The organism is Acinetobacter sp. SM34, from assembly GCF_022012365.1.
Classification (GTDB): domain Bacteria; phylum Pseudomonadota; class Gammaproteobacteria; order Pseudomonadales; family Moraxellaceae; genus Acinetobacter.
Map to the genome: position 1 here is coordinate 192625 of NZ_JAKLTP010000004.1, position 17899 is coordinate 210523.

At 43.2% G+C, this 17899-nt stretch carries 19 protein-coding genes; 11 read left to right on the top strand and 8 right to left on the bottom strand.

Annotated features, from left to right (window positions below; genetic code table 11):
- The first annotated feature begins 1 nt into the window (after window position 1).
- Window positions 2-607 carry a lipoprotein-34 precursor (NlpB) gene (locus LZZ98_RS05355; protein WP_237786971.1) on the top strand — a complete coding sequence of 202 codons (606 nt, stop codon included), beginning with the start codon at window positions 2-4 and terminating at the stop codon, window positions 605-607.
- Window positions 608-644: 37 nt separating this feature from the next.
- A complete protein-coding gene (purC, locus tag LZZ98_RS05360) occupies window positions 645-1364 on the top strand; it encodes a phosphoribosylaminoimidazolesuccinocarboxamide synthase (RefSeq protein WP_086176415.1) in 720 nt (239 codons plus the stop codon).
- A gap of 278 nt (window positions 1365-1642) precedes the next feature.
- On the opposite strand, the gene LZZ98_RS05365 is transcribed toward purC, so the two are convergent.
- Window positions 1643-2917: a replication-associated recombination protein A gene (locus LZZ98_RS05365; protein ID WP_237786972.1), complete on the bottom strand. Its 1275-nt coding sequence runs from the start codon at window positions 2915-2917 to the stop codon at window positions 1643-1645.
- A 296-nt stretch (window positions 2918-3213) separates the two neighbouring features.
- Here LZZ98_RS05365 and LZZ98_RS05370 point away from each other — a divergent pair, with 296 nt between their 5' ends.
- A complete protein-coding gene (locus LZZ98_RS05370) occupies window positions 3214-5379 on the top strand; it encodes an EAL domain-containing protein (RefSeq protein ID WP_237786973.1) in 2166 nt (721 codons plus the stop codon).
- A gap of 98 nt (window positions 5380-5477) precedes the next feature.
- Here the strand turns inward: LZZ98_RS05370 and LZZ98_RS05375 are convergent, their stop codons facing one another.
- Window positions 5478-5930, bottom strand: coding sequence for a YcgN family cysteine cluster protein (locus LZZ98_RS05375; protein WP_237786974.1), 453 nt, complete (start codon window positions 5928-5930; stop codon window positions 5478-5480).
- Between the two features lie 193 nt (window positions 5931-6123).
- Between LZZ98_RS05375 and LZZ98_RS05380 the strand changes: the two genes are divergently transcribed.
- Window positions 6124-6282: a DUF1328 domain-containing protein gene (locus LZZ98_RS05380; protein ID WP_086176419.1), complete on the top strand. Its 159-nt coding sequence runs from the start codon at window positions 6124-6126 to the stop codon at window positions 6280-6282.
- 150 nt (window positions 6283-6432) lie between these two features.
- On the opposite strand, the gene murJ is transcribed toward LZZ98_RS05380, so the two are convergent.
- Window positions 6433-7983 (bottom strand): murein biosynthesis integral membrane protein MurJ, encoded by a 1551-nt coding sequence (gene murJ / locus LZZ98_RS05385; RefSeq protein ID WP_237786975.1) that lies wholly within the window; start codon window positions 7981-7983, stop codon window positions 6433-6435.
- A 74-nt stretch (window positions 7984-8057) separates the two neighbouring features.
- On the bottom strand, window positions 8058-8633 hold the full coding sequence (gene ampD, locus LZZ98_RS05390) for a 1,6-anhydro-N-acetylmuramyl-L-alanine amidase AmpD (protein WP_237786976.1): 576 nt from the start codon (window positions 8631-8633) through the stop codon (window positions 8058-8060).
- Window positions 8634-8808: 175 nt separating this feature from the next.
- On the opposite strand from ampD, the gene nadC reads away from it, so the two are divergent.
- Complete coding sequence (gene nadC, locus LZZ98_RS05395) at window positions 8809-9654, top strand: carboxylating nicotinate-nucleotide diphosphorylase (protein WP_237786977.1); 846 nt, start codon at window positions 8809-8811, stop codon at window positions 9652-9654.
- Between the two features lie 89 nt (window positions 9655-9743).
- Here nadC and rph read toward each other — a convergent pair whose 3' ends face one another.
- The 3 genes from rph to LZZ98_RS05410 form a co-directional block, all read right to left on the bottom strand.
- Window positions 9744-10460 carry a ribonuclease PH gene (rph, locus tag LZZ98_RS05400; RefSeq protein WP_237786978.1) on the bottom strand — a complete coding sequence of 239 codons (717 nt, stop codon included), beginning with the start codon at window positions 10458-10460 and terminating at the stop codon, window positions 9744-9746.
- Between the two features lie 162 nt (window positions 10461-10622).
- The gene (locus LZZ98_RS05405) at window positions 10623-11768 is read right to left on the bottom strand and encodes a fatty acid desaturase family protein (RefSeq protein ID WP_442862688.1); all 1146 of its coding nucleotides are present in this window, start codon (window positions 11766-11768) and stop codon (window positions 10623-10625) included.
- Between the two features lie 83 nt (window positions 11769-11851).
- Window positions 11852-12874: a ferredoxin reductase gene (locus tag LZZ98_RS05410; RefSeq protein ID WP_237786979.1), complete on the bottom strand. Its 1023-nt coding sequence runs from the start codon at window positions 12872-12874 to the stop codon at window positions 11852-11854.
- 173 nt (window positions 12875-13047) lie between these two features.
- Between LZZ98_RS05410 and LZZ98_RS05415 the strand changes: the two genes are divergently transcribed.
- Entirely contained in the window at window positions 13048-13695 is a 648-nt protein-coding gene (locus LZZ98_RS05415) for a TetR family transcriptional regulator (protein WP_237786980.1), read from the top strand.
- An 82-nt stretch (window positions 13696-13777) separates the two neighbouring features.
- Here the strand turns inward: LZZ98_RS05415 and LZZ98_RS05420 are convergent, their stop codons facing one another.
- Complete coding sequence (locus LZZ98_RS05420) at window positions 13778-14395, bottom strand: thiol:disulfide interchange protein DsbA/DsbL (RefSeq protein ID WP_237786981.1); 618 nt, start codon at window positions 14393-14395, stop codon at window positions 13778-13780.
- Window positions 14396-14575: 180 nt separating this feature from the next.
- Between LZZ98_RS05420 and ubiG the strand changes: the two genes are divergently transcribed.
- The 5 genes from ubiG to LZZ98_RS05445 all read left to right on the top strand — a co-directional run bounded on the left by ubiG (window position 14576) and on the right by LZZ98_RS05445 (window position 17839).
- The gene (gene ubiG / locus LZZ98_RS05425; RefSeq protein WP_237786982.1) at window positions 14576-15292 is read left to right on the top strand and encodes a bifunctional 2-polyprenyl-6-hydroxyphenol methylase/3-demethylubiquinol 3-O-methyltransferase UbiG; all 717 of its coding nucleotides are present in this window, start codon (window positions 14576-14578) and stop codon (window positions 15290-15292) included.
- Window positions 15289-15987, top strand: coding sequence for an HAD family hydrolase (locus LZZ98_RS05430; RefSeq protein ID WP_237786983.1), 699 nt, complete (start codon window positions 15289-15291; stop codon window positions 15985-15987). Before ubiG ends, LZZ98_RS05430 begins: the two co-directional genes overlap by 4 nt.
- A 34-nt stretch (window positions 15988-16021) precedes the next feature.
- Window positions 16022-16768, top strand: coding sequence for a YciK family oxidoreductase (locus LZZ98_RS05435; protein WP_237786984.1), 747 nt, complete (start codon window positions 16022-16024; stop codon window positions 16766-16768).
- A gap of 206 nt (window positions 16769-16974) precedes the next feature.
- Window positions 16975-17130: a hypothetical protein gene (locus tag LZZ98_RS05440; protein WP_237786985.1), complete on the top strand. Its 156-nt coding sequence runs from the start codon at window positions 16975-16977 to the stop codon at window positions 17128-17130.
- A 304-nt stretch (window positions 17131-17434) separates the two neighbouring features.
- Window positions 17435-17839 carry an RcnB family protein gene (locus LZZ98_RS05445; protein WP_237786986.1) on the top strand — a complete coding sequence of 135 codons (405 nt, stop codon included), beginning with the start codon at window positions 17435-17437 and terminating at the stop codon, window positions 17837-17839.
- The last annotated feature ends 60 nt before the right edge of the window (window positions 17840-17899 follow it).

Below are 17899 nucleotides of genomic sequence, written 5' to 3' on the forward strand. Positions count from 1 at the left end.
TATGCAATTACGTTTTGGTTTAACCCTTGCACTTTCGGCATTCAGTTTAGTGGGTTGTAGTTCCATGGGAATCAGTAACGGTTCACTGGACTATAAAAATACAGCAACCCTTGAACCCCTGAAATATCCGGAAGGTTCAATGGTTCGACCAGCAACGCCATTGTATCCATCTCCAACGGTTGACCCGCTTGCCATTGAGCATGCACCCAAGCTTGAAAATAAGCGTGGCAACCGTTTTGCTCTTCCCCGCCCCGATAAGGCACAGACCACTGTAGTAGCAAATGCTCAGGACGACAGTACAAATGTCGGTCGTCCGCAGCTGGTTCGTGATGGAAACCAAAATCCGTTGCTCAAAATAGACGGAAATTCTGCTACAATTTGGCAGTACACACTTGCTACCCTCAGCAGCCTGAACCATACCATTGTGGGTCAAAGTAAAAATCGTTACGAAGTCACCATTAAGGTCGATCAACAGATCTATGTATTAAGACTGACATCTGTAGGTGCAAGTAATAACATCGCTGTGTTCAATGCCGATAACAGCTTTGCAGACAAAGAAAAAGCTGCAGAACTGTTAACCCAGATTTACCAAAATTGGCCAGCCTAGTCGTACTAGGCATTTTTTTTTGAAAAAGGTTCCCCCCATGTTGAAACAAACCTTGCTCTATACTGGTAAAGCGAAATCTGTTTATGAAACAGACAGCGCAGATCACCTTATCCTAGTCTTCCGTGACGATGCATCTGCATTTAACGGCGAAAAAATCGAACAGCTGGATCGTAAAGGCAAGGTGAACAACCGTTTTAACGCCTTCATCATGGAAAAATTGGCTGCTGCTGGCATTGAAACTCACTTCGAAAAACTTCTTTCTCCAACTGAAGTTTTAGTGAAAAAATTAAAAATGATTCCGGTTGAATGTGTAGTGCGTAACTATGCTGCCGGTTCATTATGCCGTCGCTTAGGTGTAGAAGAAGGTAAAGAACTTGTTCCACCTACTTTCGAATTGTTCTTCAAAGATGATGCGCTTGGCGATCCAATGGTGAACGAGTCTCAAGCGATTGCTTTAGGCTGGGCGACTGCTGAACAACTTGCACAAATGAAAGAGTTAACTTACAAAGTTAACGAAGTGCTAAAAGGCTTGTTCGATGCAGGTAACATGTTACTTGTAGACTTCAAACTTGAATTTGGTGTATTCCACGACCGTATCGTGCTGGGTGATGAATTCTCTCCAGATGGTTGCCGTCTATGGGACAAAGACACCAAGAAAAAACTCGACAAAGACCGTTTCCGTCAAGGTTTAGGCGGTGTTGTTGAAGCTTATGAAGAAGTTGCTGCACGTTTAGGTATCGATCTTACTGATATCTAATCAGTCATCTGATTCAAAAAAACCGGGCTGTTTAGCTCGGTTTTTTTATGCTCTATAAATCGAAAAAACAGATATTAATAATAAAAATGATCGTTTTTACAATATTCTGTTTTTTACTTAATATATCTTACATACCAGGCAGCAAGATGTTGGAGTAGGTGGCTTTATAGCATTTTTCTTGCCGGCCAGAATTTGAGTTTACCCTCTAGGATGTATCTCCCCAAAGACATCCTATTTTCAGCCCAATCCCTCCTATGGATTGGGCTTTTTTTTTTTGCTTATTGCTGCTGTTGTTGCTGTTGCCAACGGCGTTGCTGTAAACGCTCCCCTTCCACTTCACGTTTATTACGTGCCGACTCATACAGCTTGATGCCCTTTAATTCAGGCGGCATATACTCTTGCAAGACAAAATGCTCTGGATAATTGTGCGGATATAAGTAATCCACCCCATAGCCCTGCTCTTTCATGAGTTTGGTCGGTGCATTGCGTAAATGTAACGGCACAGGTAAATTCGAGGTTTTTTCAGCTAAGTCGAGCGCCTTGTTAATGGCCAGATAAGTACTGTTACTTTTGGCACTGGTGGCCAAATACACCGCACATTGACCCAAAATAATCCGGCATTCCGGCATGCCCACCGCTTGTACCGAACGGAAGCATTCTCCTGCCAGCAGCAAGGCATTCGGATTGGAATTGCCGATATCTTCCGAAGCGGCAATGAGCATACGACGGGCAATAAACACCGGATCTTCTCCGCCTTTCAGCATGCGTGCCATCCAGTACAAAGCGGCATCCGGGTCACTGCCGCGAATCGACTTAATAAACGCAGAGACCAAGTCATAGTGCTGCTCGCCCGATTTGTCATAACGGGCAATATTCTGCTGTGCCACTTTAACCACAATGGCATTGGTAATGATATTTTCCAGTTCCGGCTCAAAAGTGCTGGCAATTAAATCCAGCAGGTTGAGTGCTTTACGCGCATCTCCAGCAGCAAATTGCAACAAGGCTTCGTATTCTTCAACTTGAATATAGCGTTCTTTTAAAAAAGCATCTTGCTGGATTGCCTTATTTACCAAGGTCTTAATCGCCTCTTCATCCAAGACATTTAAGGTATAAACCTGACAGCGCGATAACAAGGCATTGTTCACTTCAAAAGAAGGATTTTCTGTGGTCGCTCCAATTAAAGTGATTTTGCCCTTCTCGACTGCATTCAATAAGGCATCTTGCTGTGACTTGTTAAAACGATGAATTTCATCAATAAACACGACCGGGGTCAGTAAATCACCACTTTCGGCAATCACTTCACGCAGTTCTTTTACCCCGGTATTGAGTGCCGATAAACTCACAAATGGCCGATCCACCGCCTGTGCCAAAAGCAAAGCAATCGTGGTTTTTCCTACTCCCGGTGGCCCCCAAAAAATAATCGAAGGTAAATGTCCTTGATCAATCATTTGACGTAATGGCGCACCAGCCCCTAATAGATGATCTTGACCAATAATTTCGGACAAGTCACGCGGGCGAAGTCGTTCAGGAAGTGGAATATGGCTCTCAGACATCTTGTTATTTCTTGACTGTACTTAAAGCAAGTCTACTATGTAATTTTAATATCGCGTATTTCAAATCAACCGATTTACAAAAAAATCATATTGTTGTTTTTAAAAAATATACATCATGATTGTGCCGCTTTTTACGTGAATTTACTTTTAAATAGAACAAAGTAAGCTACCTAAAATAAGTCGACCACCAGAAATACAAACTGAATCATTCTACTGCTGCGCATTCATATGTATAATTATTTATATGAAGTGCATCACATTTTCAAGCATCTTGATTATTTTAACGGGTGAGCTTTATGGAAGATACTTTCAAAAACAAGCGAATACCGCTTAGTCGGGATGGCAAAACAAAGAACCAACAACGTATTAAAACTCATACAACTCAATTGTCTGCCGAAAACATGCTCATTCAAAATATTCTTAATCAGTTACCCCAGCTGGTCTGGGTTAAAAACAAACAAAACCAGTATTATTATAATCAAGCTGTTTGTGACTATCTTGGTCGCAATATCAATCTACAGCATAGCGATGAGTGTCAGAAATTCATTCATCCTGAAGATTACCCACACTTTAGTGTACTTTGGCAAAATGCCTTACACACTCAACAAGGCTTCGAACAAGAATGCCGTATTCATCATCATGAGCAAGGTTATCGGATTTGCCTGGTTTCCGTTCAGCCAGCCCAACATTTAGATGATATTGAATGGATGGTGACCGCCACCGATATCCATGATCATTATTTAAAGCATACTGAATTGCATCAGCAAGTGCTTGCCCAGACCAAAATGCTGGATGCCAGCGTGGACTGTATTAAAATTTTAACACCACAGGGTCATGTCACCCATATGAACCGTTCAGGTTGCCTCGCCTTAGGTGTACCGGTCAATGAAAATAAGTTTGGTATGCCGTGGTTAAATTTACTGCCCGAGCCAATTCGGAATTCGGGGCAACATGCGTTAAAACAAGTGGCAAAAGGTCATAATGCCCGTTTTGATGGTATGAGTATTACTCCAGGTCAGCCTCCGCAATATTGGGACAATATTTTAACCCCCATACTCAGTGAAGATGGATCAACCCAAAGTATTCTGTGTGTTTCCCGTGATATTAGCCAACAAAGAATTGCAGAAAAAAATCTTCAACAGGTGAGTGAACTTGACGAATTAACGGGCTTATATAACCGCCGTGCATTTAATAAAATTTTTAAAAAGACCATTCTAAACGCACAGCATCAACACCAATCTGTGGGCTTTTTGCTGATTGATTTAGACTATTTCAAGCATATTAATGATACCTTGGGTCATATTGCGGGTGATTATTTACTCCAGATTTTAGGTCAACGCTTGAGTGGCTGTTTTAACGAGCACGTTGTGGTCTCACGTTTAGGCGGTGATGAGTTTGCGATTATTGTGCCGCAGTTGCATGATGAATCTGAATTGCTGAACATTGCAAAAATAGCGCGTCAGCAACTGGATATCCCGATTTGTTATGCCGGGCAATATATTAATGGCGGGATGAGCATCGGCTGTGCCATCTACCCGCGTGATGCAAACAATAGCTCAACACTGTTACGCTGTGCCGATGTCGCGCTGAATGATCTTAAAGTCAGTGGTCGTGGCGGTATCCGGATGTTTAAGAGTGCCATGATTAAAAGCATAGAGCTGACGACCAAACAGCTTTCGCTGGCCCGAGCCATTATTCATAACAATAAAGTTTTTCCGGTCTATCAGCCCAAGGTCAATCTTGCAGATGGAAAAGTCATTAGTTTTGAAGCCTTGCTGCGCTGGCATGATGCAGAAGATCAAATCCAGCTTCCCTCGGATATTTCTTCCGCTTTTCAGGACTATGAACTGGCTACGCGGATCAGTGAAATTATCCAGTTTCAAGTCTTTCAGGATATGAGCCAATGGCTGGAAGCAGGCTTGCAACTGTTACCCATTTCCATCAATGCAGCGCCGGTCGAATTTTTAAGGGATAACTACGCAGAAACGCTTTTAAACCGGCTAGCTCAATTTAAGATTCCCTACCAGCTGATTGAAATAGAAATTACCGAACAAAGCCTTTCTGAACATGGCGCAGACTATGTGATCCGTGCGCTTAGACTATTAAAACAAGCGGGTCTGAGTATTTCACTCGATGATTTTGGTACAGGCCATTCATCCTTGACCCGATTAAGGGATTATCCGGTCGACTGCCTCAAGATTGACCGCAATTTTATTGAAAATATACCGGACAATCTTTCTGACTTGGCGATTGTAAAAGCGATTAGTCAGATTGGCGCGAGTATATCTTTGGATATACTGGTTGAAGGCATTGAAACCAGTGCACAGGTAGAAGCACTCAAAGCTTGTGATTGCTATATTGGACAAGGCTTTTATTTTTATCATCCCCTGAAATTTCAGGATGCTATGCAATTATTAAATCCTGTAGCTCATGCAGCTCAGCCGCTCAGTTCTTCTGGTTGATCATTCAAGTGATTTAAGTCTGCATGCTCGCAGTCATTCTACTTTGCTGACTGAAGAAGTGACTTCAGCAGAAACGTTGATGCTGAAACAACCGCCGATTAACGCACCCAGCGCACAATATATTCCTCAAGATCATCTTCATTAACTTCCGTTTCGGAAATACAACGGCCTGCTGCCGATTTTCTGGCTTTGATCACACTGTCACGTGTTCCTGTATTTAAATAATGCCAGGTCGGTAAATTCTTGCCTTCTTTTAAACGGCGGTAAGCACAGCTCGGCGGGAGCCAGTGAATAGTATCTAATTTTTCTGGGGTCAGCTGAATACAATCCGGTACATATTCAAGTCGCTGCGCATAATTACTACAACGTGCAGTTTTGCAATCTAAAAGTTTGCAGGCCACCTTGGTATAAGCGACTTCTTGCAGCTCTTCATCTTCCAATTTGATTAAACAGCATAAGCCACAACCATCACACAATGCTTCCCATTCAGCTGTTGTCAGTTCAGCCAAAGCATATTTTTTCCAGAATTGTGGACGTAATTGTTCAGTCATAGCAGTGAGAAAACCAGAAAAGTGATAACGATGATAAGGGGTACAAGTTTACAGGGAATAAACATGATTTTTACTTCAAATCATAGATTTGCCGTCAAAGTGAACATTTTTTAAACACAAGCATAACACTGTTGGAAATTTTCCGCCCCTATACTGAAACAACCCTGAAAATAACAACACATGGAGAAAGCTTATGTTCCGTTGGGCGATTATTTTTGCTGTGATTGCACTGATTGCCAGTCTACTAGGTTTTGCTGGTGTCGCAGGATTATCTAAAGATTTTGCGGTTATTTTACTCGTCGTTGCCGTTATTCTGGCAATCGTCGGCTTCCTCTCCCGGGGAAGAGTTTAGTTGAATGACCTCCGCTTAAAAATATCTCACTTGATCAAAAAAAGAGCCTATACAGGCTCTTTTTCATAGTTGATTCATTCAGTCTCAATCTCAAGCATTAGATCACTCTTTATATAACTGATCTAACGCTCTAAAGTTTTGATCTAAAGATTAAGGTCGTAAGTGGCGTGGTCTAAAGCCTGTTGCCAATAAACCAATCGCATAAGCCACCACACCCACTACACACAAACCGATTACTTCAAGTATACGCATCCACTGGGACACATCCCCGTTGTACCAGCTTAAGCCATACCACAGTGCAGCAATCATGGCAGCATTGGCAATCGCATATTGAAGGAAAAGTTTTTTCCAGTGCCCGGCAAAGCGGAAAATATTGCGTTTATGCAGATAAAAATACAGCATGCCGGCATTGACCAAGGCTGAACCTGATGAAGCCAAGGCCAAAGCCATATGCTCGGCATGCCAGTCAATTAACTTAAAGAAACCAATAAAGACTATATTTAAAATGGCATTGGCTGCCACCGCCATCAAGCCAACGCGTACCGGTGTGCGGGTATCTTGCTGCGCATAAAAACCTGGGGCAAAGACTTTAATCAGCATAAAGGAAATGACCCCGGCACTCATACATTGCAAGGCCAATGCAGTCATTTGCGTATCTTCAAGGGTAAACTGGCCACGCTGGAACAAGGCTTGAATAATAGGTGTCGACAGCATAAATAAGGCGATGCTGGCTGGAATGCCAACCAACATAATGACTTTGGCCGCCCAATCAATCATGCCACGGAACTTGTGCAGATCTTGCTCGGCATGGCGTGCAGACAATGACGGTAAAATCACCGTACCAATGGCTACCCCAATTAAACCCAAAGGCAATTCGGTCATACGTTCTGCACTGTATAACCAGGATACCGAACCATCCTGCATGAACGATGCCCAAATGGTATTCAACAACAGGTTAATTTGCGTGACCGAAACACCAAACAGTGCCGGGAGCATCAATTTCATGATGCGATCCACACCTTCGTGTTTGAAATCCACTTTAGGCGGAATCAGCAATTTTTTACGCCACAGCTCTGGAATTTGAATCACCAGCTGCAAAATACCGGCAATTACTACTGCCCAGCCCAAGGCCATAATCGGTTCGGCCATATAGGGCGTTAACCACCATGCTGCTGCAATCATGGTGATATTCAGCAACACAGGTGAAAAAGCCGGGGTTGAAAAAGACCCATAACTGTTCAAGATACTGCTGGCAAAAGCGGTCAGTGACATAAATAGCAAATACGGTATGGTCAGACGGAACATGTCTGTCGCCAAGGCGAATTTCTCTGGGTCGTCATGGAAGCCGGGCGCATAGATGTACAGCACCGCAGGTGCCGCAATCATGGCAATAAAAGTCAGGGCGGTCATAAATGTCGCAAGACAACCAAAGACCCGACTAATTAGAATTTGTACTTCTGCATGGGTTCGCGTGGTTTTATATTCAGTTAAAACTGGAATAAAGGCTTGCGAAAATGCCCCTTCGGCAAATAGCCGCCGAAAGAAGTTTGGAATACGAAAGGCCACCACAAAGGTATCGAAATCTTTACCCGCACCAAACACATTCAGCAATACCACATCTCGGACTAAGCCCAAAACCCGAGACAACATGGTCATTGCACTAACAATAAAGGTCGATCGCCAAAGCGCCATCGTAACCACCCAGTGAAAAATTAAGCCGCTATTGTAATGAAACTCAACATGGAATTTCGTTGTTTAATCATAAAGCCCATGCATTATTGAGGAGTTTTATGCTGTTGTAATAAAGTTCTGAATTTGACCCAGTCAAAAATTGAGCCCGGATCGGTTTTACGTCCAGGTGCAATATCGGAGTGACCGGCCAAATGTTGTAAAATTTTTGGATAAGCCGCCTGCAATGCAGCCGTCACTTGTGCCAGCACCGTATACTGTGTCTCGTCAAAAGGCAAATCATCACTGCCCTCCAGCTCAATGCCAATGGAATAGTCATTACATTCTTTTTTGGCCAAATAACTTGAACGCCCGGCATGCCAGGCACGATCATTAAAATTGACGAATTGCAGCACTTCACCGCTACGTAAAATCAGCAGATGTGCAGAGACCTGCATGCCTTTTATGGTTTGAAAATAAGGATGCTGTGACCAATCCAGCTGGTTTTGAAAAAACTGTTCAATATAGCCTCCACCAAATTGTGACGGCGGCAGACTGATGTTATGCACCACAACCAGTTGAATTTCGGTGTGTTCGGGACGTTGATTATAATTTGGGGAAGGTACTTGCCTGGCACCGATTAACTGACCGTCGATGACCTGAAAAAAGGGTGCCTGTTGCATAGTCCAATCCTGAGTCTTGTTCGCATAAGCTGATGATTTTAGCGCAATCCTAAAACTTTAAACTTAAAATCTCAAATTCTGCAGATAAAAATCGCTTGAAAAAACGTTTCTTTTAAATGAACAATGCTAATATAACGCGCAATTTTCATGGGTTAAAAAAGATACGGGAATCCTTATGAGCATATCTCAATCCTTGCTTGAACAATCGATCCAAATCAACATTCAACAAGCATTACAAGAAGATATTGGCGAAGGTGATATCACTGCTTTATTAACCCCTGAAGATGAACAGGCTACAGCAACCATCATTAGCCGTGAAGACATGGTGCTGGCCGGTCAGCCTTGGGTCAATGCCCTGATTCAGGCTTATGATCCAAAGGTACAGGTGATCTGGCTAAAAAATGATGGTGACCGCGTACAAGCCAATGAAGCCTTTTTAAAACTGGCCGGTTCTGCACGCAGCCTGCTGACGGTGGAACGCCCTGCCCTCAACTTTGTGCAAACACTTTCTGCGGTTGCGACCAAAACCGCTTTATACGTCAAAGAACTTGAAGGCTTAAATACCAAATTGTTAGATACCCGTAAAACCTTGCCGGGTTTACGTATTGCACAAAAATATGCCGTGGCAATTGGTGGTGGTCAGAACCATCGTCTCGGTTTATTTGATGCCTTTTTGATTAAAGAAAATCATATTATGGCAGCGGGCGGTATTGCTCAGGCGATTAGCAAGGCACATAACATCGCACCGGGTAAGCCAGTGGAAGTCGAAGTGGAAACTTGGGATGAACTGAACCAGGCTTTAGAAGCAAAAGCGGATATCGTGATGCTGGATAACTTCAGCCAGCAGCAAATGATTGATGCGGTGAAGCATGTTGCCGGTCGTTGCAAACTGGAAGCATCAGGCAATATTACTATTGCAAACTTACGTGAAGTGGCAACGTCAGGTGTGGATTATATTTCGATGGGTGTGTTAACCAAAGATGTGAAAGCGGTGGATTTATCCATGCGTTTTAATGCTTGATCTCCCCGCCTCAACTCAATAAAAATTGAGTAAATAAAAAACGCACCGATGGGTGCGTTTTTTATTGCTGAGATGCTTAAACCAACAACTTACCAGCCTAAAGCTTCCTGCTGTTTTTTAATCAATTCTTGGATGCCTTTTTCCGCCAATTCCAGCATTTCGTTACATTGCGCACGGGTAAATGGCTTGTCTTCAGCCGTACCCTGCAGCTCAATAAACTCGCCCGCTTGAGTCATCACTACGTTTAAGTCTGTTTGGCAATTTGAATCTTCTTCATAGCAAAGATCCAATAAGGCTTTGTCCTGATACATCCCAACAGAAATTGCAGCAACCAAGCCTTTAAGCGGATCTTGCTTAATTTTCTTGTTTTCAAGCAATACATTCATGGCATCAATTAAAGCCACTGCTGCACCGGTAATAGATGCAGTACGCGTACCGCCATCGGCCTGAATTACATCACAGTCGATGGTAATCGTGTTTTCACCGAGTTTTTTCAAATCCACCATGGCACGCAAGCTACGGCCAATCAAACGCTGAATTTCCTGAGTACGGCCACTTTGTTTACCACGCGCCGCTTCACGGTCACTACGAGTATGGGTTGAACGTGGCAACATACCGTATTCTGCAGTTACCCAACCTTGTCCCTTACCTTTCAAGAAACGCGGCACTGAATTATCAATACTTGCAGTACAAAGAACTTTAGTATGACCAAATTCAATCAATACTGAACCTTCCGCATAACGCGTATAGTTACGGGTAATTTTTACTTCACGTAATTGATCTAATGTACGTTGGTCGATACGCATAATCGGTTCTCTTTGGCTAAAATTCATTGCGGCCTAGTATAACAGAAGCAAGCCGCAAGGTTTTGCCAGCAGATTCTCCATTGGCAAAAACCATTAAGCCCTTTTACTGCAATTCAGCCTTGAATGACTACTCTACCCATCACGCGTATTTCGTCATTTGAATTAAAAGCTAAATAATTTTTTTAATTTTTGCGTCGATTGTTCAAGGCTTGAAGTCCATGAATTTGGCAATGAACATTTGGCTAAGCGCACCCAGACACTACCAAACTGTTTCATGAAACTGGCTTCATTATAGTGAATGCCATATTCGGTGCATAAGGCACGGATTTTCGGTGCAGCTTCGGCATAACGATTCGCCGGCATATCCGGGAATAAATGGTGCTCAATTTGATGGCTCAAATTACCACTTAAAATATGCAGCCATTCTGTGCCGCTAAAGTTACTCGATCCGCGAATTTGACGTAAATACCATTCAGCACGGGTTTCCGTTTCAGTATTGTCCGGTTCAAAAGTTTCTGCATCTTCAGTGAAATGTCCATTAAAAATCACCGCGGATGCCCAGAGGCTACGAATTACGTTTGCCACTGCGTTACCAGCAAATACCGGCAGTGCATTCGGGCCAGCAATTAATGGAAAAAATACATAATCTTTAGCAATCTGACGGGTGGCTTTCTTGCGGAATTTTGCCGACTCTTTCCACACGTCTTTCCAGGTTTTGGTTTTATAGACCAATACTTCTTCTAGAAGTAAGCCTTGTATACCGACATACCATTCGAAAAACACCATGAGCTGAATGGCTAAAGGAATGTTGAATAAAAAGCGTGGTTCCCATTTTTGCGACTCACTGACCCGAATCAAGCCATAACCGACATCATGGTCCTTACCAACAATATTGGTATAGGTGTGGTGGATATAGTTATGGGTGTGTTTCCAGTCATCCCCGGTCGCCATGGTGTCCCAGTCATAATTGGCACCGTTCAGGTTCGGGTCATTCAGCCAGTCGAACTGACCGTGCATCACGTTATGACCCAGTTCCATATTTTCGACGATTTTAGACAGGCCCAATAAACCGGTGCCCGCTAACCATACTGGTGGAATCCAGCCACCAAACATCAGCATGCCACGTGAGGCAATTTCGCTATAACGCACAAAATCACGAATTTTATAAATGTATTCAGCATCTTTTTCACCAATGCTGTCCATGATTTCACGGCGAATGGCATCGACTTTTTCACCAAATTCGGCGATTTGTTCAGCACTTAAATATTTTGATTTACTATTTTCTGGAAATTTAACTGACATATTCATTGTTTTTCTCCTGAGTAAGCATCGAACCCTGTGTTAAAAGTGCGATCACTCACTGAACGGCGCTATTAAAGCGTTTTTATTTTTTAAAGGTTAATCACTACCGGACTCACGGCCTGGCTAATACACAATTTAATCTGGGTATTGCTATCGTGATCGATTTCACCAGTCTGCAAGTTTTTGGTCGAACCGCTCACTTTGGTACAAGTACAGGTATTACAAATCCCCATACGACAGCCATATGCGGGTCTTAAGCCTGCCTGTTCAGCACTTTCCAGCAAATTGGTTCTGGCTTCAAATTCCTGTTGGGCACGTAAAAATAGCACCGGTTGTACTGCGGCATTTTCATCAACAACAGTATGGAAATATTCCTGTTTAAGTCTGTCGGCAATTCCCAGCTGTTGATAGATCTGGTTCAGGCTTTGCATCATGCCCTTGGCACCACAGGCATAACTCTGACGTTGTTGGAAATCAGCAACTGTGTTTTGCAACAAACCCAAATCGAGATGTTGTTTCTGTGCAAGTGTATTGAAATGGTGATAGTGGAACTGTGAATTTTGTTCTGATAATTGCTGTAATTCGGTATGAAAAGCGTCATCTCGGGTAAAATAGATCAGATCAATCTGACTGACTTTTTGACGGATCGCCTGCTGCAATAATGAATAAGTTGCAGTGATGCCACTCCCCGAAGCCAATAATAAAACAGGTTCTACAGATGAATCCAAGGTGAAATCGCCTTGAACCTGGGAAATTTCCACCACACTGCCGACAGCCAAGCGAGTTAAAGCATTGGATACTTTGCCCTGACGTTTTACTGCAATCACCACGTTGCCGTGTTCGGTGATTTTCACAATCGAATAACTACGTTGCTCACGCACACCAGCAATCACCACAGTCACTAAAACACTTTGCCCGGCAGAGAAAAGACAAGCACGGAAGTTATGATTCGGTTGTAGCTGAATTTGATAAAAATCTGCACTCAGTGTCTGTACATCGACAATGCTGGCTTTGACTTTTTTCCATGCCCAAACTGGATTTATTTTTTCAGCAATAAAATCGACGAAATCTTCTCGAATCCATTGCGGCTGATATTGGATCACATGACTCATATGATGTTCCTCTTTTATTGCTGGCTATTTATTTGAGTGAACAGGTGTTCTTATAGTGAACACTTGTACACTATAATGGTTTTTTAATTCAGTCAACACATGTTCACTGACATTCGTCGTTTATTTTGTTTTTTTTTGATAGACTTCATGCAGAATTTTTTTAGGGTAGTCGCATGTCGATACGGGATGAGCGTAAACAGCAGAGCCGCCAAGCACTTTTAGATGCAGCGTTGGCTTTAAGCACGTCTGGGCGTTCGTTCAGCAGCATCAGTTTGCGTGAAATCGCACGCCATGTCGGTTTGGTTCCGACGGCATTCTATCGTCATTTTCAAGACATGAATGAGCTGGGACTGGAACTGGTCGATCAGGTTGCCATGCATTTAAAAGGCATTTTGCATCAGCTGGGGCAGGCCTATATTTATCAGCCGAACACCAAAACCCAAATCAGCCTGAACCTGTTTTTCCAGGCAGTTGAACATCATCCTGAACCGTGGGTATTTATGATTGCCGAGCGCTGGGGTGGTTCAGAAGTGATTCGTCATGCCATTACACGGGAAATTACTTTTTTAATTGAAGACCTGGCCAATGATTTGGGCCAGGTTGAAACCGTGCAGCACATTCGTAATCTCCAAGACTTGCAGGTGCTTTCTAATATTTTAATTAACTTGTCTTTTACCTGGGCCATGACCTGGATGGACATTAACCGCCAATATCAGGGTCCAGAACGATCAGTTCAGCAAAACCAGTTTAAGCTGCAAACCATTACCCAGGTTCATCTCATTTTCCGGGGGATTTCAAACTGGGATCCTGTCAAGCAATAAGTGCTCGGTCACTCAGACTTCATAAAAAACAATAGACATAAAAAAACCCGCAAGCATTGCGGGTTTTTTCACTGCATCAGATTTATTTGGCTTTACGCTCTTTTTCAACCAGATAGCTGATCACTTGAGTGACTTTGGCATCTTCGCCTTGGACCACATATTTACCATTGACCACTACAGCAGGCACACCGCTCAATTGATATTGCTGTGCCAATTGCTTGGCTTGTGCAACTTTTGAGGTAATGGCGAATGAATTAAACAGGCCGTTGAACTTGGCTTCAGGTACGCCATATTTCACAAAAAATTTGGCCTGTGAGTTTTGATCAAAAATTTGCTGGCCACCTGCATGAATGGCATGGAATAAAGGCAAGTGAGTTTTCTTGCGTACCCCTAATGCTTCAGACACATAATAGCCACGCGCGCCCTGTTCCCACACCGGATTCATTGCCGCAGGAGTACGTACGAAACGTACATCTTTAGGTAATTTTTTCAGCCAGGTCTGCATATGCGGCTCTAAGCGATAGCAATGCGGGCAGCCATACCAGAAGAATTCACGTACTTCAATTTTTCCCGGTACCTCAACTTTACCCGGGTTAGCCACCACGGTGTAATCTTTACCTGCAACAAAATTTGCTGCCATTGCAGTACCGGATAAGGCAAAAATAGCCGTCGCTATGCTACCTAAAAGAAATTTTTTCATTGACCTTATTGTCCTCTAAATCGTTATGCTTAATTTATGCGATCACTATAAATCAATTATGCCGAATTGGTTTTCATTCTGTGAACTTTTTTACGGCATTTATCGCTTTTTTTAGAATTAACGCTACACTAAGCTTCTGTAACTTTTTTAAATTATAACGACTTGATTGAGGTGATACCGATGTCGCAATTGAATGTTGATCCACAAGAAATTGCCAAATTTGAAGCATTCGCTGCCATATGGTGGGATCAGCATTCTGAGTTCCGCCCATTACACATGATCAATCCGCTACGTTTAAACTGGATTGATGAGCATGCAGGTGGCCTGACGGGCAAAAAAGTGCTCGATGTCGGTTGTGGTGGCGGTATTCTGTCAGAAAGCATGGCACGTCGTGGTGCCGATGTTTTGGGTATCGACATGGGTGAAGCGCCTTTAAATGTGGCACGCATTCATGCCGAACAGGAAGGCGTGCAGAATATTCAGTATCGCCAGATTCCGGTAGAACAGTTGGCACAAGAACAAGCTGGACAATATGACGTAGTGACCTGTATGGAAATGCTGGAGCATGTTCCAAATCCGGCATCGATTATTCAGGCCTGCCATGCACTGGTCAAACCGGGTGGTCATGTGTTCTTCTCGACCATTAACCGTAATCCGAAATCGTATTTATTTGCCATTATCGGTGCGGAATACGTACTGCGTATGCTGGCCAAAGGCACACATGATTACAGCAAATTTATTAAGCCTTCCGAGCTGGCACATGATATCCGTGCTGCCAATCTAGAACTGAAAGACATGACCGGTCTGCATTATAACCCGCTAACCAAACGTTACTGGCTGGCACCGAATGTCGATGTGAACTACATGGTGTATACGGTAAAAGAAGGTGCTGAATGAAAGCGGTACTGTTTGACCTGGATGGCACCCTGATTGACACCGCGGCTGACTTCATTCGTATTATTCAGGACATGTGCCGTGACAAGCAATGTGAAATCGTGGCTGCCGATTTGATTCGCACCCAGGTCTCTGAAGGTGCGCGGGCCATGGTGAAACTGGTCTATCCGGAACTGGAAGTCGACGATCCGATTTTTCTCGCCCATCGCCAGCGCTTTCTGGATTTGTATGGTGAAGATATTGCAGTAGAGACTGACCTGTTTGCAGGCATGTATCCCTTGCTGGAACAGCTGGAAAGCCAGGATATTCCTTGGGGCATTGTCACCAACAAGCCACGTTGGTTAAGCGAATCTTTATTAAAAGCCCTGAATTTGACCGAGCGCTGTTCGGTTCTGGTTTGCCCTGAAGATGTCAGCAAAACCAAACCTGATCCGGAGCCGATGTATCTGGCAGCCAAGCAGATTGATGTCAGACCGGAAGACTGCATTTATGTCGGTGATCATCCCCGTGACATTGATGCGGGCCGGAATGCCCATATGTACACCATCCTGGCCGGCTATGGTTATTTACCATTGCAACACAAAGATGACTTAACAGCCTGGCAAGCGGATTGTATAGTGAAGACAGTTACAGAATTACATCAAGTGATTAATCAATTAGTCGGCGTAAAACAAGATCATCATTCACTTATTTCATAACGACATAAAAATACGATAAACGAGGAGGTAGACAATGAAATATTCAGAATATCAACCTCGCCCCGATCTGTTAAAAGATCGCATTATCCTGATTACAGGTGCGGGCGATGGTATTGGTCGTGCTGCTGCAATGAGCTATGCCCTGCATGGTGCCACTGTAGTGCTGCATGGACGTGCCTTAAACAAACTGGAAGTCATCTATGATGAAATTGAAAGTCTGGGTGCGCCACAACCGGCTATTCTACCTTTGCAACTGTCCAGCGCCTCTCCTCGTGACTATGAATTACTGGTCGATACTTTAACGCAACAGTTCGGTCGCCTGGATGGCATTTTGCACAATGCTGGCATATTGGGAGAACGTACCGAACTGGCGCATTACCCGGTGGATGTCTGGGATGATGTGATGGCGGTGAATTTGCGTGCTCCCTTTATTTTGACCCAGGAACTGCTGCCCTTACTGGCAAAATCCGAGCATGCTTCGGTGGTATTTGCCAGTTCGGGTGTCGGCCGTGAAGCGCGGGAACGTTGGGGAGCCTATTCGGTATCCAAAATTGCCATTGAAGCGGTGAACCAGATTTTTGCCAAAGAAAATGTCTATCCGAATGTACGTTTTAACTGCATTAATCCGGGTGCTACCCGTACTGCCATGCGTGCCAAGGCCTATCCAGATGAAGATCCAAAAACCTTAGCGACGCCTGAAATGATTATGCCGGCTTACCTGTATTTAATGGGGGATGACAGCCTGCATATGAATGGACAAAGTATTGATGCGCAGGATTAATCCCTGGGCAATACGTTTAACTAAAGGGAGCAGATAGTGCTCCCTTTTTATCCTCAAGCCGCTTCCAAACATTCAGCCTGATTTTAATCCTCAAATCATAAATCGTATTTTTAAATAAATTTAATAAAAATATTCGGTTTTATAAATCAATAAAATCAGCCTATGCTGATCTTCATTGAAAAACATACAAAATGAGGAAACTCAACATGGCTGATCAGAAGCGTAAGCTTGAAACGATTCGCAGCATTGAAAATTTACAACTTTCGAATGTCTTGATCCGTGGTCTGGATGATGCCCAACAGGCAGAGACCATTGTGGAAGCCATCAATTCCTTACAAGAGCTCACAGAACAATGGAACTAGTCTCTTACTTATGACTCACTCATGAACAGTCTGTCTGGCTGCTTATTTTTTAAAAAAGAAAATTTTTTACTCCCTACAATAATTTGCAGAACTTTGATACAAAATTTTCATCCGCAGAAAGTTTTCGAGTATTTTATAGCTCTATAAAATTGCTCAAGATTTTTACATAATGAGAGATGTTGCAAGAATATCCTTATTATCTCTGCATTTTTTAAGAAATGTGTGATCTATCTTCACAGTTTCTCTGCAATTTTTTCGTACATTAGCAGCCATGAAATTAATAACTTTTCTATGAGGGTTCAACATGAAAAAGATTTTGACAGTTTTGGCAATTTCTTTCAGTGCATTGATGGCAAACAGTGCCACCATTGCCGGACCTCATGAAAAAAACAATAATCATCGTGGCTGGGATCAATCCGATCAGCCAAAATTTAACCGCAGTCGCGATTTTCGTGAAGATGATAATGATGATGACATGCAGGACAAACGCCGTATGCGTGAAGAACGCGGATTTAAGCGTCTACAACAGCATAAATGGCAACCCGGTTATGTGATGCCGCAGCATTATCGCGGTGATGGTTATAAAGTCGATTATAAAAGCCATGACCTGCCTAAGCCGTCACGCAATCAGCAGTGGTACAAAATCAACAATGACTACATTTTAGTCGATACGGATAGCAATAACATTGTGCGTATTCAAGGTTTTTAAACACTATTTAAACTTCTCCACGCCCAAACTCCGGTTTGGGTTTTTTTATTTTTGCGCTGT

Excerpts from the sequence above, each read along its gene's own strand:
- LZZ98_RS05370 (WP_237786973.1), top strand. The coding sequence starts at position 3,214 with ATGGAAGATACTTTCAAAAACAAGCGAATACCGCTTAGTCGGGATGGC.
- LZZ98_RS05435 (WP_237786984.1), top strand. The coding sequence starts at position 16,022 with ATGAAATATTCAGAATATCAACCTCGCCCCGATCTGTTAAAAGATCGC.
- LZZ98_RS05445 (WP_237786986.1), top strand. The coding sequence starts at position 17,435 with ATGAAAAAGATTTTGACAGTTTTGGCAATTTCTTTCAGTGCATTGATG.
- rph (WP_237786978.1), bottom strand. The coding sequence starts at position 10,460 with ATGCGTATCGACCAACGTACATTAGATCAATTACGTGAAGTAAAAATT.
- LZZ98_RS05420 (WP_237786981.1), bottom strand. The coding sequence starts at position 14,395 with ATGAAAAAATTTCTTTTAGGTAGCATAGCGACGGCTATTTTTGCCTTA.
- LZZ98_RS05380 (WP_086176419.1), top strand. The coding sequence starts at position 6,124 with ATGTTCCGTTGGGCGATTATTTTTGCTGTGATTGCACTGATTGCCAGT.
- ubiG (WP_237786982.1), top strand. The coding sequence starts at position 14,576 with ATGTCGCAATTGAATGTTGATCCACAAGAAATTGCCAAATTTGAAGCA.
- purC (WP_086176415.1), top strand. The coding sequence starts at position 645 with ATGTTGAAACAAACCTTGCTCTATACTGGTAAAGCGAAATCTGTTTAT.
- LZZ98_RS05410 (WP_237786979.1), bottom strand. The coding sequence starts at position 12,874 with ATGAGTCATGTGATCCAATATCAGCCGCAATGGATTCGAGAAGATTTC.
- LZZ98_RS05405 (WP_442862688.1), bottom strand. The coding sequence starts at position 11,768 with ATGAATATGTCAGTTAAATTTCCAGAAAATAGTAAATCAAAATATTTA.
- LZZ98_RS05355 (WP_237786971.1), top strand. The coding sequence starts at position 2 with ATGCAATTACGTTTTGGTTTAACCCTTGCACTTTCGGCATTCAGTTTA.
- LZZ98_RS05415 (WP_237786980.1), top strand. The coding sequence starts at position 13,048 with ATGTCGATACGGGATGAGCGTAAACAGCAGAGCCGCCAAGCACTTTTA.
- LZZ98_RS05365 (WP_237786972.1), bottom strand. The coding sequence starts at position 2,917 with ATGTCTGAGAGCCATATTCCACTTCCTGAACGACTTCGCCCGCGTGAC.
- LZZ98_RS05375 (WP_237786974.1), bottom strand. The coding sequence starts at position 5,930 with ATGACTGAACAATTACGTCCACAATTCTGGAAAAAATATGCTTTGGCT.
- LZZ98_RS05430 (WP_237786983.1), top strand. The coding sequence starts at position 15,289 with ATGAAAGCGGTACTGTTTGACCTGGATGGCACCCTGATTGACACCGCG.
- LZZ98_RS05440 (WP_237786985.1), top strand. The coding sequence starts at position 16,975 with ATGGCTGATCAGAAGCGTAAGCTTGAAACGATTCGCAGCATTGAAAAT.
- ampD (WP_237786976.1), bottom strand. The coding sequence starts at position 8,633 with ATGCAACAGGCACCCTTTTTTCAGGTCATCGACGGTCAGTTAATCGGT.
- nadC (WP_237786977.1), top strand. The coding sequence starts at position 8,809 with ATGAGCATATCTCAATCCTTGCTTGAACAATCGATCCAAATCAACATT.